This window comes from Veillonella sp. T14073-2 (assembly GCF_002959875.1).
GTDB classification, from domain to species: domain Bacteria; phylum Bacillota; class Negativicutes; order Veillonellales; family Veillonellaceae; genus Veillonella; species Veillonella infantium.
In genome coordinates this window covers 51748-65756 of record NZ_PPDC01000014.1, presented here as the reverse complement: position 1 = coordinate 65756, position 14009 = coordinate 51748, and the positions used below count along the sequence as shown (strand labels likewise).

Sequence of the window (14009 nt, the reverse complement as noted above, 5' to 3'; positions counted from 1 at the left end):
AAATATTCATATACATTTGGTAACGTTAATACATTCAAAATGATATAACACCTTATGGAGGTCACTTATGAAATTAAAACAGCTTATTTTATCTAGCATCGCTGTAGGTGCGTTAGCTTTCACATTTGGCACGGCACAGCCTGCACAGGCGGCTATTGGCATGGAGAATCCTGGTCCAGCTATGAATCTTGAGAAGCCAGCATCTGTTACAACTGCTCATCATATCAATGTAAATGGTAAAGTGGTTGAACCTATTAACGGTCAACAAAATGTAATCTATGTAGATGGTCAACCGCTCGTAGCATTGCGCCAAGTATCTGAAGCATTGGGCTATAAGGTGGCATGGGATGAGCCTACTAAAACAGCATTAGTAGACATGAATATTGCTACACTAGCTATCCAACCTGATTCTGCAGAGGTAGTGCGCCATGGTAAATTGAAAATCATCAACCTTGATACTTCCGAATCCTTCTTGCCCGCAGCTCGCAAGGTAGATGGTACAATCTTTGTAAAACCTCAAGTATTCAAATTATTATTAAACGATGTAAAAATTACAAAGGATGAAATCTTCATCGCTCCTCAACGCGCACAATTAGCGTCTACTACAAACACAGAGGTATCTCACAAGAATGAACTTAACACATTCTTACCACCATCTCAGAATGATGTAAAGAAAAAAGAGGAGCCAAAAGCTACAGAAAAACCTCTTATTAAAATCAAAAAATCTGTATCCAAAGACACTGTAACTACAGACGATCAAACTCAATCTACAAATACATCTGAATACCAACGCGCTAACGGATTAGATCGATAACCGAAATTAAGAGATTGTTGAGCAAGCTCTCAACGCATTAAAAAATTTATGCAAATAAAAAGGTCCCATACGGGACCTTTTTATTATATAGCATATATAGTTATCCGAAATTAGTTTTACTAAATTTGATGGCTATATTATCTGCCAAAACCATAACGGTTAAGAGCTGTATTACCATTACCATATATAGCCATAATCTTCGCCATGAAATAGTCAGCTACTGCTAGAGAGTATGCTGCAATATCATTGTAATCAGAGTATTTTGGTGCAACATTAGTCACAGTAATGTTTTCAATAGTAGTACTAGCTTTAGGAGTAGTCAATTTATTTGTAGTAGGTGCAGGATCTGTAACAGTTACTGTAGAACCCATGGCTGGATTAACATAACCTGTTGGAGTAGATACTGGTGGACGTTGGGAATCAGTATATTTGTAGCCATAAGAAGCGTCTGCTTGTTGTGGTGCTACTGTAACAGCGCCAAAAGCAAGTACAGCTGCGGCCAAAACGATAGAGAATTGTTTTGATGCTTTCATAAAAAACCTCCAAATAACACAAAAGTATTATATCAAAAATTATGATAACGGAGATTTATTATAAACCATCTACATAAACGCACAATGAAAGAGAGTTAATATCATTTATATTTCATTTATCACTTTATTTTGATACCTTTAAAAGCATCTTTCACCTCATCCATTTGGCGTTTTACATCACCAACAGATTCTTTTACATCATCGGAAACCTTGATGCTATCTATACCTTTAGCTGACTCAGAGGCACGCTTACTATTTTCACCAGCTTGCTTCATCCCCTCTTTAATCCGATCCATATTCTCATCGATCTCATCGAAGGATTCGTCGTAGAGGATAAAATTACTACCCCCATGGGATGTAATGTTGAGAGGCCCCATGGTGAGCTGCCCATTATCGATACGCAACGCATCTGTAGAAATAGTCGTAATATTCGTATTAACTGTCACATCACTAAAGGATAAATGACGTCCTTTATTGTGAAAGTTTCCTGTAATATTTTTAATTGGAATGAGCATATAATGGCCTTCTCCAGACCAGAAATTTCCCCATACCTCCATGTCACGAGGCTGGCCCTCGCTTTTAAAGTTCAAATTAGCCGACACCGGTACAACAAATTCAGGTGTTTTAAGAGCCTCACTACTATCAAGGTCCTTTGCTATCCCTGTAATCGTATAAGCTCGAGTATCTAAGTTATATATGCCCTTTGCCTCTAGCTTTCCACCGTATACATTGGCATTTACATTTTCAAAGTTCAAAATGCCGTCTTGGTACGTTACATCGCCTACTACATTTTCAAAGGTAAGCGCAGGAATTCGTAAAACAGGCATCGTTACACGACCTTTAGCCAATGGACGATTAAAATCACCTGTTACTTTTGTCAGCAAGGTCATTGCATCGTGGATATTATCACCAAAACCGAGTGATGATGGGTCCACACCCTTTACATCAAACTGCAAGTCTAACTGAGGCATGCGATGCTTTAATACATCCTTTAGGTCAACACGACCTTTTAGTGTAAGACCATCACCAATGGCTGTGCCACCGAACTTACCCGTTTCCATATCAATACGAATAGCACGGTTACTATCAAGATGTATCTTAGAATTCACGTTCCTCATTACATAGTGACGATTTTTCTGAAAGATTTCCAGCTGGTTATTTCTCAATGTAATCGTAAGATTTAAATGTTGACCGTCCCAATTAAAGTTACGAACCTTCTTGCCCAGTTCCTCCTGCCGCTCTTGAGTCGTCTTTTTCGGAGGTTTAGGTCGCGGCTCTACCTCATTGAGTGGCTTGTTTACATCAGGTGAAGCAGGCACAAAGTCAAGACGGTTGTTATCGTCTAAATCGACTACAATGGTCGCATCATTTAGCTCGATTCCATTTATAGCAGAAGCCTTAAAATTTCGTGTTATTACGTCCCACATATTAACGCGAATCTTTCCATCTGGAACTGTGAGCAACTCTCGGCCTTCTGGATCCTTCCATACCAAGTCAGTAAAGGATAATGTCCCCCACGGTGTTGCAGTTAAACTCTCTACCGTTACAGTCCCTCTCATCATCGTTTGACGAGCCATTACCTCGTTAAAAATAACGCCCATCCCACGGCTCGCTATCGTAGCGAGCACAAAGACTATAATCGCTCCAATGGCAAGAAAAGCAGCAATACCTTTTAAGCCTTTCTTATACAATTGTTTATATTTTGTCCAATAGGAACGTATATAATGTTTCATAGCCTTATTATATCATGTTGAGGATGTGAGTTTTATTTTGATTGGTCTTGTAATATTACTACATTTAGATTGAAAAGGAGAGCCTATACCTTCTTCGCTCCAAAGCGAGCTAAGTCGCTTATCCGGTATAGGCTCTCCTTTTCATAACATTAGTTATAAAGATGTCCAATCAAAATAAAACTATTCTCTAAATGCTAATAATAAGGCTATGAAGCATTATCTAGAAAAGGGAAATAGAAAGGAGACGAGATTAAATCTCGTCTCCTTTCTATTTAAGTATTCAGTATTTATGCTTCATCGTCGGTTACAGCTTTGGTGCCTCTTGTGCCTGTCCGTATACGCATAGCGTCTTCTACATCGTATACAAAAATTTTACCATCCCCTACTTCACCGGTTTGCAATGTGTTTCGCGCTGTGTCCATTACAAGATCCACAGGCACATCACACACAACGGTTTCTACTTTTACCATAGGGATGAGATTCACATCGTATTGTTGGCCCCGATATACTTCGGTATGGCCCTTTTGTAGACCACAGCCAAAGACTTGTGATACTGTCATACCTTGAATACCAATCTTGTTTAAGGCCTCTTTTAAATCCTCTAGTTGCTCAGCACGAGCAATAATATCTACCTTTTTCATCCGTTTCATATATTTATCTCCTACAAGTACTATCTATCATTCACAAATCATAACAAGGACGTTTGATTGGACGAAATAAAACGACCTGAGCTTTTAAATTCAGATTGATTATAAGCGCCTTCGCCATGTTCACTAATATCAATACCAAGTGATTCAGAACCAATGCTAACACGCATATCCATGAAAGCGCTAACGATTTTAAATAGTATAAATGTACCTACAATAGCAAATACATAGGCAATCACGAGTGAAAGCAATTGAGGACCTAACAAGGAACCACCATAGAACAACCCATTCGCCCCATCTGGATTAATAGTTGTGGTAGCCCATAAACCGGTAGCAATAGCGCCCCATGTACCGCCTACACCATGAATACCAAAGGCATCAAGAGAATCATCATAGCCAAGGCGATTTTTAATGATCGCTACCGCTAGGTAACATACGACTGCCCCAATAAAGCCAATAATAATGGCGGCCATAGGCGTTATAAAGCCTGCAGCTGGTGTAATAGCTACTAACCCAGACACCCCACCAGAGGCAGCCCCTAACACAGTAGGTTTACCACGGTGTATCATTTCTACTAGTACCCAACCTACAATACCAACTGCTGCAGAGATTTGTGTAGTTAACACTGCATTAGCTGCAAGGAAGCCTACGCCAAGGGCAGATCCTGCATTAAAGCCAAACCATCCAAACCATAGAATAGCAGCTCCAAGAATTGTCATCGGCAAATGGTGCGGTAGCATAGGCATGCGCCCATAACCGCGACGACGGCCTAACAGCATACATAAGGTCAATCCAGATACACCAGACAGAACATGTATCGCAAGTCCACCAGCAAAGTCTAATGCACCCAAATCACTAAGGAAGCCACCGCCCCAAATCCAATGGGCCATCGGATTGTATATAAAGATAGACCATAGCAAAGCAAATACTACAAAGGGTGCAAAGCGCATCCGCCCCGTAACAGAACCACTCATGATGGCTGGTGTAATGACAGCAAACATACATTGGAATGCTATAAAAGCAAGCTCAGGAATATGGGTATCACTTAAGATGGTTGTTTCCGCACCACCAAGGCCAAATTTACTAAAGTCGCCGATGATACCATGTAGATCATCACCAAAAATCAACGTATAGCCGATCAAAATAAACTCAACAGAGATGACGCCAATTAAAAAGAAGCTCTGCATGATCGTACCTAGCACATTTTTACTACGCGCCATCCCACCATAAAACAACGCTAAACCAGGTGTCATAAAGAATACTAAGGCAGTGCATAACAAGACCCATGCTGTGTTGCCCGTATCAATCATATTGACCATAAGAAACTCCTTTCCATACAAAAAGCGCCTTGCTCGCAGAAACTCTGCATGCAAGGCGCCGTTACCTAACTATTTTATTGTAGTAATATACATCACTACATACATCGTATATTAGATTATAATGTATGTCAACAAATTCTATAGAATTTCTACAATGCCGCTTCCCATAAAATACATAAAACTCTATAACACTATAAATTAAAAGTGCACTCACAAAGGTGAGTGCACTTTATATATTATAATAATCAATATTATGCTTTTGCTTCTTTACCGTATTTTACAAGGCTTTCAGCTTCGATTTCAGCTTGTGTACGATAATCTTGAGGAATATTGGACAAGCGAATCCAGCTGCGTACAGCTTCTACCAATACGATAAGGATCATGAGGAACATAGCAGCACTGAATGCTACTAGGATCCATTTACCAGCTGGGATATAGCTGTTAAATACGTTTTCAAAGTCCGCAGCGATAGCAACGATAGCCATAAGGATACAAGGAATACCTGTTACCCATGCATAACGTTTGCGGCCAAGTCGCATGATAACTGTAGTACCTACAGCTAATGTCATAGTACCTAATAATTGGTTAGATACGCCGAATAAAGGCCAGATAATACCGATGTTACCTTGTAGAACTAGGTAGCCCCACAAAATACAAATTAAAGCTGCACAACCATAAACGCCAGGAGCCCAATGTTGGTCGTTGAATTTAGGATGGAAATGACCTAATAATTCTTGAAGTAAGTAACGACCTACACGAGTACCAGCATCGATCAAAGTCATGATGAACAATGCTTCGAACATGATACAGAAGTGATACCAGTAACCTAGCAAGTGATCCATGTTAGGCAATCTGGAGAAGATATGAGCCATACCTACTGCAAGGGATACGGCGCCACCAGGACGGTGCATCAAATCTTCACCAACCATTGCGGACAATGCTGGTAATTCATGAACTTGAAGGCCTAAGGCTTTGAAGGATTCAACAGTGGAGTTAATTGCGAAGTAATCATCTGGATGCAATGCAGTTGCGGCAATCAACGCCATCATAGCGATGAAGCCTTCTGTTAACATTGCACCATAACCGATAGGCAAGATTTCTTTTTCATTAGTAAGCATTTTAGGTGTTGTACCTGTTGCGATAACAGTATGGAAACCAGATAACGCACCACATGCGATAGTAATGAAGATATAAGGGAATACAGAACCTTTCAATACAGGACCGCCACCCCAGATGTAAGGAGTTACAGCCGGCATTTGAATTTCAGGCATTACGATGATAATACCAAGAGCCAATGCGCCGATTGTACCGATTTTAAGGTATGTGGACAAGTAGTCACGAGGAGCAAGCAATAACCATACTGGCAATGCTGCTGCAAAGAAACCATAGACTGCAAGCATGATTTCAATAGTTTGCAAGTCATATGTAAACCAAGAAGCATATTCACTAGCTGCTACGTTTGGACCGTAGATAATAGCTGCGAAGATCAACGCTACACCGATAATAGTTGCTTCTTGAATTTTACCAGGACGCAACCATTTCAAATAAATACCAATGAAAATAGCGATTGGAATCGTAGCAAATACGGAGAAGAAACCCCATGGGGAGTTATGCAATGCGTTAGCTACTACTACAGCCATACCAGCAAGGGTGATGATCAATAGGAACAATGTAGCAAGCATAGCACCGAAACCAGCAAATTTACTGATTTCTTCTCGTGCAATATCCGCAATAGATTTACCATCATAGCGAACAGATGCGAATAAGATAACCATGTCATGTACAGCGCCGGCTAATACGGAACCGATAAGAATCCATAATGCACCAGGCAAATACCCGAACTGGGCTGCGATAACAGGACCTACAAGAGGGCCTGCACCAGCAATCGCTGCAAAGTGATGACCAAATGTTACCCATTTGTTTGTGGGCACGTAATCGTGACCATCATTGTGGACCATAGCTGGCGTTGGACGATTTTCATCCAATGTTAATACTTTCGCCGCTATGAAAGCCCCATAAAAGCGGTACGCTAAAATTAGAATACACGCGGAGGCTATAACTAAGTAAATACCATTCATAACCATATAAACACCTCCAATTGTCTTGTGTGACATGGTGTTATATAAAAATATCTGATAAATCTTTTGCACATCCATGCCACATTGGCTCTCAAAACTTTTAGTACTTACAATAATATTGTATATCTAAACATAGAAGTGTCAATTATCAATTTCTCATTTTAGATGTACATTATGAGTTAAAGACATAACCAAAAAGCATTCTCCGTTACTTAGAGAATGCTTTTATCGTTTTATTTTGATAGTAATTATCTATTGTCTTACTACGACTCCTGATTCATGAAGGGCCTTTTTAATATCTTTTATAGTTAAAACTTTGTTATGTAACAACGCCCCTACAAGAGCTTCAGTTACATTCGTCTTTGTAAATAAATCCACAAAATGCTGTATATTTCCAGCACCACCAAAGACTGTTACAGGTACATCCACAACCTCTGCTAAAGCTTGATATAATTCAATATCAAAGCCAAGCCCCATGCCATACCTATCGATACTCGTTACCAATAACTCACCTGCATCATGGCCTACCGCTTCTTCTGCACATTTTACAGGATCGCCGGCATCTACCATATCACGGAATTGAACGCCATTCTGAACACGACCATTTGCCACACTGAGGCAAGGGATAATACATTTCGCTAACATAGAGTTACCCTCTTATTTTTTCGCCGCTACACAGGCTTCCGTAATATTGCCAAATGCACGCAATAGATTTAGACCTACGACACCACTTTTTTCAGGATGGAATTGCATCCCATATACTCTACCACGCTCAACAACACCTGGTACATCGATACCATAGTTTGCAGTAGATGTAATAAACTCAGGGTCAGTATCTACATAATAGGAATGAACGAAATAGGTATATTGATCGTCTACATTGCTGAAAGCACTATCTGGCTGGTGTACTGTATTTTTGTTCCACCCCATGTGAGGCACGCTAAGACCAAGGTCGCGAGGAATTTCTTTTACCTTGCCTGGGATGAGTCCTAAACCTGGAGTGGGTCCATATTCTTCGGACTCTTCAAATAGTAGTTGCATACCCAAGCAAATACCTAATAGCGGTATTTCTCGTTTTACCACTTCCTGAATGACATCGACGAGGCCTCGTTCCTTTAGAACGGCTACGGCCGATGCATAGGCACCTACACCTGGTAAGAGAACACCATCAGCATTTAATATGACATTCGGATCTGCTGTTAGCACTGCATCTAGTCCGATATGGGCCAACGCTTTCTGGACATTAAATGTATTACCCGCATCATAATCTATAATGGCAATCATAATACGCTCCTTTCAACAGCCTTAATTAGTATATCTGATGTATCCTATATAGACTAATTCATGAATTCTTTTAATATGCCGCGCATAACAGCTCCATCTTGAGCCATTGGAATGGTAAGTCTTAACCAACCATCCCGTTGTCCCCGGCGCACTTGATATCCTTCTTTTAGCCAAGCATCAGCTAAGCCTTCCGCATCAGGTACAGTAAAGAAAATAAAGTTCGCTTCACTCTTATAGTAGTGAATGTTTAATTCATCAAATAGGCTCTCCCATTTTGCCCGTTCCTCTGCATTTTGAGAAACTGTTCTTCTTAGGAATGCTTGATCCTCAAAAGCAGCTTCTGCAGCCAATTGGGACAAGGTATTGAGATTATAAGGCAAGCGGATAGTTTGCATGTAATTAGCCAACTCTACAGGTGTCATCATATAGCCTACGCGATAATTAGCAAGGCCATATGCCTTGGAGAAGGTACGCATGATAGCTACATTAGGGAACTCATCTAAAAGCGCTCGTGCTGTTGGAACTGCTACAGCGGTAACAAAATCGATATATGCCTCATCGATGATGACCAATGTTTCCTTAGGTATAGCTGCTATGAATTTACGAATATCTTCAACAGACTCATAGGTTCCTGTTGGATTGTTAGGATTACAAATCCACACGAGGCGTGTTGTTTCATCCACTGCTTTCACAAGGGCAGAGAAATCATAATGACCTGTTTCAAAATCGGCCTCAACCTCGCGAATTTCAGCACCTTCCACAAGACCATTTAATGCATATTCTGAGAAAGCAGGTACGCTGACCACGATGGAGTCGCCGGCGCTGATCAATGTTTTATTAACCATAGCAATGACCTCATCGAGGCCTACACCAATAACGAGCTGTTCTGGTTGTACCTTCCAATACTCTGCTAGTTTTAGGCGCAAATCGGTAGCATTACCATCAGGATAATAGTTAGCATCATTATGCGTTACATAGCTAAGGATAGCTTCACGCACCAACAGAGAAGTCCCATATGGGTTTTCGTTGGCAGACAAACGCACCAAGCGGTCCACACCGAGGCGTTCCTTTACCGCTTCAGCAGGTTCCTCAGGTATATAGGGTTTCAATGTGCGAATTATCTCTTTCATAAGCTATCCTTTCTAACTATTTGTCTTAACTCATATGAACTTATGTGAGCTCACTATACGGTGTTCATTATAAATTTGTAATTTCTGGGCGATCTGTAGTCTTACTTACTACGCCTTCACGACTAGCAAGCTCTGCCTCGATGGCTTCGTAAGGAATATTTTTCTCTGCTAGTAATACTAGCAAGTGATACAATACATCAGCCGTTTCGTATATCAATTCTTGAGGATCCTCGTTCTTTGCAGCGATAACAACTTCAGTAGCCTCTTCGCCTACCTTTTTCAAGATTTTATCGAGCCCTTTATCAAATAAGTAATTTGTATAAGAACCTTCCTTTGGCTGTGCCTTGCGGTTCTTAATAATTTCGTATAATTCGTTCAATGTTTGCTGTGCCATATATAACTCCGTTACATCTCTTATATTTATATTCTCTTTTGTCTATCCTATTGTGCCGATTCCATTGACTGCCATTATTGTTCTCTTATGGGCCGCTATGCTTCTACATCATTAAAGAAACAGCTTGTACGCCCCGTGTGACATGCAGGGCCTTCCGGTTTCACTTGAATGAGCAAGGTATCACCATCGCAATCGAGGGCCATACTCACTACATGTTGCACATTGCCGCTCGTACCGCCCTTGTGCCACAGCTCCTGACGAGAGCGAGACCAAAACCACGTTTCTTTTGTCTCTAGTGTTTTGTGAAAGCTTTCTTCGTTCATCCACGCCACCATGAGGACATCCTTAGTCGCTGAATCTTGCACAACCGTTGGCAATAAGCCATTTCCCTTTTCAAAATCAGGTTTCATATATTAATCCTTTATGAAAATAATCGTTTTAAAACTCAGTGTTTTATTAGTATCGTTACCATAGCCTTTTATGTACTGCCTTCAAGTATCTTTAAATACTGTAATTATTTAAAAACGTATGTATGAAAGCTACTTTCTATCGTACAGTAATGTCGTGAGCTCGTAATTCATCTTTGAGTTCTGGAATTTTAATCTCCCCAAAGTGGAAGATCGATGCTGCTAAGGCACCTGTCACGCCTGTTTCTGCAAAGAGGTCTATAAAATCTTGTACAGTACCTGCACCTCCAGAGGCGATGATAGGCACATCTACAACAGCTTCAATAGCCTTATATAGTTCAATATCAAAACCAGATTTTGTACCGTCCTTGTCCATACTCGTTACGAGCAGTTCTCCGGCCCCACGAGATACAGCCTCCTTAGCCCAATCAAGAGCCTTCCATTCGGTACGATTACGACCACCGTGAGTATAGGCATACCATTCACCAGTTTCTTCGTCTGTTTTTACATCGATGGCTACTACCATGCATTGATTGCCAAACTTTTGAGCTCCTTCTGTGATGAGTTCAGGTTTAGCAAGGGCTGCAGAGTTCAAGGACACCTTGTCAGCACCAGCTTTCAATAAAGCCGTCATATCATCGATACTCTTAATGCCGCCACCAACGGTGAGAGGCATAAATACTTGGGATGAAATCTCTTGCACCACATCGCGCATGGTGGTCCGTGCATCAACAGTGGCCGTAATATCTAGAAAGACAAGCTCGTCTGCTTGTTGTTGCTCATAGGATGCTGCAATATCTACGGGACTGCCAACATCCACGAGATTAACAAAGTTAACCCCTTTTTTTACGCGCCCATCATCCACATCTAGGCACGGAATGATCCGTTTCGCTAACATAATGCTCCTCTCCATTGAGTACTACCCAATATATTATCTGTTATGCCCCTACATAAGTTATAAGCTAAAAAATATTAGATATTAGATATACCTTATAACTCATTAAACTAAGAGCGTATACTACATGGTCAATTCTATTAGTTTTGCTGGTTATACTCAGCGATTTCTTCTAATGTAATCGTTCCTTCATATAGCGCTTTACCGACGATACTATCCATGACGCCTTTTGCTTCAAGTGATTTAATATCTTCTAAATTACGAACACCACCAGAGGCAACGATACGAGCTGTAGGGAATGTTTTTTGCAAATTGCCGAGCAAGTCTTCGTTAGCCCCCTGCATGGTACCGTCCCGGTCCACATCAGTAACGATAAAGTACTTTGCTCCGCCTTCAATCATAGCGCCGATTAAATCGGTCATAGGCACATCGGATTGATCGAGCCAACCTTCAGCAGCGACCTTTCCATTTTTACCGTCTACACCGATAACGATACGCTCTGCACCATATTCAGCGATAACCTGTTTCGTAAGCTCAGGATTTTTAAGGGCTACAGAACCTAAGATAACTCTGTCTACGCCTAAACCTAAATAGAGGTCAACAGCCACTTTATCGCGGATGCCACCACCGATTTCAAGGATGCCTGTGAAAGCCTGACGCACTGCTTTTACAATGTCTACATTAACAGGCTTACCTGCCTTAGCACCATCTAAATCGACGAGGTGGAGTGCGCCTACCTTGGCATCTTCATATTGTTTTGCTTGGTCCACTGGATCAGGATTGATAACCGTTTCCTGCGCGAAGTCACCTTTATAGAGGCGAACGCTGCGACCATCTTGTAAATCTATAGCTGGAAAAATCATAGGTTCTCCTTTATTAAATAACGCCCTTTGTAGAGTTTACCCCTTGAATATCTGGGTTAATCGTAACGGCCATGCGCAATGCACGGCCTGTAGCCTTAAACATGCTTTCAATGATGTGGTGTGTATTGCGACCATATAAATTGCGCACATGTAAATTCATAGCGCCACTCATGGCTAACGCTTGGAAAAAATCCTCCACCAGCTCTGTTTCAAAGTTGCCCCCAAGAACAGGCGTGCTCCATTCGCCTTGGAACACGAGGTATGGACGGCCACTCAAGTCGATCACAACTTGTGTTAGTGCTTCATCCATAGGAACCCACGCATCACCGTAACGCTCGATACCTGCCTTATCGCCAAGGGCTTTCACCAAAGCTTGACCTAACGCCAATCCAATATCCTCAACGGTGTGATGAGCATCTACGTAGGTATCGCCCTTTGCCTCAACTACAAGGCCAAAGCGGCCATGTTTCGCCAGCAGCGTCAACATGTGATCAAAAAAGCCAACTCCTGTGGAGATGGAGCTCGTTTGCGCCCCATCAAGGGTAAGTTCTACTGTAATATCTGTTTCTTGCGTGGTGCGTTGCACCGTACCTGTGCGTATCATAACGACCTCTATACTCCAAATCTATTTTTCAAAGCGTACTTCGATGGCGCGAGCATGTGCTTCGAGGCCTTCTGTACGAGCTAATGTAGTAATGTGTGTTGCTACTTCTTCTAACCGTTCTTTTGTAAATTGTGTAAAGGATGTCCGTTTTACGAAATCATATACACCAAGTGGAGAGGAGAAGCGTGCTGTACCACTTGTAGGCAACACGTGATTTGTACCGCCTACGTAGTCACCCAATGGCTCAGATGCATAAGCTCCGAGGAATACGGAGCCTGCATTTTGAACGAGGCTCATGTAGCTCATTGGATCTGGCAATTGGATTTCCAAATGCTCTGGTGCTACTTCGTTCATTACCGTAAACATGTCTTCAACGCTGTTCATAACGGCAATATAACTGTTATTTTCAATGGCTGGACGAGCGATGCTTTCACGAGGCAACAATTTTAATTGACGTTCTACCTCATCAGACACGGCGTTTGCTAGGCTTTCACTAGTAGTAACCATAATAGCACGTGCCCGAGGATCATGTTCCGCTTGGGACAAAAGATCTGCAGCAAGATGGACTGGATTTGCACTATCGTCAGCGATAACACCAATTTCGCTAGGGCCCGCAATCATATCGATATCGACTTGACCAAATACTTGGCGTTTTGCTGTAGCCACGTAAATATTACCAGGGCCTACGATTTTATCAACCTTTGGAATGCTTTCACTACCATACGCAAGAGCCGCCACGCCTTGAGCACCACCTACTTGGTATACTGCATCCACACCAGCAAGCTTTGCTGCACCTAGTACAGCAGGATTGATGCCGTCCTTTTGAGGAGGTGTAACCATGACGATTTCTTTGACGCCTGCAATTTTAGCTGGTAACGCAGTCATAATAATAGTAGAAGGATATGCTGCTGTACCGCCAGGAACATAGAGACCAACGCGAGCTAATGGGATCACCTTTTGACCGCGGATGATGCCCGGTGTATCCATGTCTACAAAGCCTTGCTCAATTTCACGGCTGTGGAACTCTGTAATATTAGCCTTTGCCTTTAATAAAGCAGCTTTTAAATCATCAGATAAGGACTCATAAGCGGCATCGATTTCCTCTTGAGGCACCTTGAAGTCTTCGATACACACACCATCGAATTTTTCAGAATACACCTTTAAAGCCGCATCACCATTGGTGCGAACGTCAGCAATGATATCGTACACGCGGCGTTCAATCTCCATGTCTGTAGTTTGTTGCGTATAATTTCGCACGATACCGAGCATCGTATCTAATGTTTCCTTATAAATTTTCATGTCATGTCC

At 41.7% G+C, this 14009-nt stretch carries 15 protein-coding genes; 1 reads left to right on the top strand and 14 read right to left on the bottom strand.

The genetic code is table 11. The annotated features are described in order from the left end of the window. Window positions 1-67: 67 nt before the first annotated feature. On the top strand, window positions 68-814 hold the full coding sequence (locus tag VCHSUH04_RS09560; RefSeq protein ID WP_105086371.1) for a copper amine oxidase N-terminal domain-containing protein: 747 nt from the start codon (window positions 68-70) through the stop codon (window positions 812-814). 137 nt (window positions 815-951) lie between these two features. Here the strand turns inward: VCHSUH04_RS09560 and VCHSUH04_RS09555 are convergent, their stop codons facing one another. From VCHSUH04_RS09555 to hisD, 14 genes are all read right to left on the bottom strand, one after another. Then, entirely contained in the window at window positions 952-1347 is a 396-nt protein-coding gene (locus VCHSUH04_RS09555; RefSeq protein WP_005387504.1) for a hypothetical protein, read from the bottom strand. Window positions 1348-1466: 119 nt separating this feature from the next. Continuing rightward, window positions 1467-3080 carry a membrane biogenesis protein AsmA gene (locus tag VCHSUH04_RS09550; protein ID WP_105086370.1) on the bottom strand — a complete coding sequence of 538 codons (1614 nt, stop codon included), beginning with the start codon at window positions 3078-3080 and terminating at the stop codon, window positions 1467-1469. Between the two features lie 287 nt (window positions 3081-3367). Next, window positions 3368-3730: a P-II family nitrogen regulator gene (locus VCHSUH04_RS09545; RefSeq protein WP_105086369.1), complete on the bottom strand. Its 363-nt coding sequence runs from the start codon at window positions 3728-3730 to the stop codon at window positions 3368-3370. A gap of 38 nt (window positions 3731-3768) precedes the next feature. Further along, on the bottom strand, window positions 3769-5046 hold the full coding sequence (locus VCHSUH04_RS09540) for an ammonium transporter (RefSeq protein ID WP_105086368.1): 1278 nt from the start codon (window positions 5044-5046) through the stop codon (window positions 3769-3771). A gap of 251 nt (window positions 5047-5297) precedes the next feature. After that, complete coding sequence (locus tag VCHSUH04_RS09535) at window positions 5298-7130, bottom strand: carbon starvation protein A (RefSeq protein ID WP_105086367.1); 1833 nt, start codon at window positions 7128-7130, stop codon at window positions 5298-5300. 246 nt (window positions 7131-7376) lie between these two features. Further along, window positions 7377-7769 carry a HisA/HisF-related TIM barrel protein gene (locus VCHSUH04_RS09530; RefSeq protein ID WP_105086366.1) on the bottom strand — a complete coding sequence of 131 codons (393 nt, stop codon included), beginning with the start codon at window positions 7767-7769 and terminating at the stop codon, window positions 7377-7379. Window positions 7770-7781: 12 nt separating this feature from the next. Next, entirely contained in the window at window positions 7782-8408 is a 627-nt protein-coding gene (gene hisH, locus VCHSUH04_RS09525; protein ID WP_105086365.1) for an imidazole glycerol phosphate synthase subunit HisH, read from the bottom strand. 53 nt (window positions 8409-8461) lie between these two features. Further along, window positions 8462-9538, bottom strand: coding sequence for a histidinol-phosphate transaminase (gene hisC / locus VCHSUH04_RS09520; protein WP_105086364.1), 1077 nt, complete (start codon window positions 9536-9538; stop codon window positions 8462-8464). Between the two features lie 67 nt (window positions 9539-9605). Further along, window positions 9606-9932, bottom strand: a complete 327-nt coding sequence (gene hisE / locus VCHSUH04_RS09515) for a phosphoribosyl-ATP diphosphatase (RefSeq protein ID WP_005387497.1) — start codon at window positions 9930-9932, stop codon at window positions 9606-9608. 95 nt (window positions 9933-10027) lie between these two features. After that, window positions 10028-10342, bottom strand: a complete 315-nt coding sequence (gene hisI, locus VCHSUH04_RS09510) for a phosphoribosyl-AMP cyclohydrolase (protein ID WP_105086363.1) — start codon at window positions 10340-10342, stop codon at window positions 10028-10030. A 136-nt stretch (window positions 10343-10478) separates the two neighbouring features. Beyond that, entirely contained in the window at window positions 10479-11237 is a 759-nt protein-coding gene (gene hisF, locus VCHSUH04_RS09505) for an imidazole glycerol phosphate synthase subunit HisF (protein ID WP_105086362.1), read from the bottom strand. Between the two features lie 137 nt (window positions 11238-11374). Continuing rightward, complete coding sequence (hisA, locus tag VCHSUH04_RS09500) at window positions 11375-12097, bottom strand: 1-(5-phosphoribosyl)-5-[(5-phosphoribosylamino)methylideneamino]imidazole-4-carboxamide isomerase (protein WP_105086361.1); 723 nt, start codon at window positions 12095-12097, stop codon at window positions 11375-11377. A 13-nt stretch (window positions 12098-12110) separates the two neighbouring features. After that, entirely contained in the window at window positions 12111-12701 is a 591-nt protein-coding gene (gene hisB / locus VCHSUH04_RS09495) for an imidazoleglycerol-phosphate dehydratase HisB (protein WP_105086360.1), read from the bottom strand. Between the two features lie 21 nt (window positions 12702-12722). Continuing rightward, on the bottom strand, window positions 12723-14000 hold the full coding sequence (gene hisD / locus VCHSUH04_RS09490; protein WP_105086359.1) for a histidinol dehydrogenase: 1278 nt from the start codon (window positions 13998-14000) through the stop codon (window positions 12723-12725). Window positions 14001-14009 lie beyond the last annotated feature (9 nt).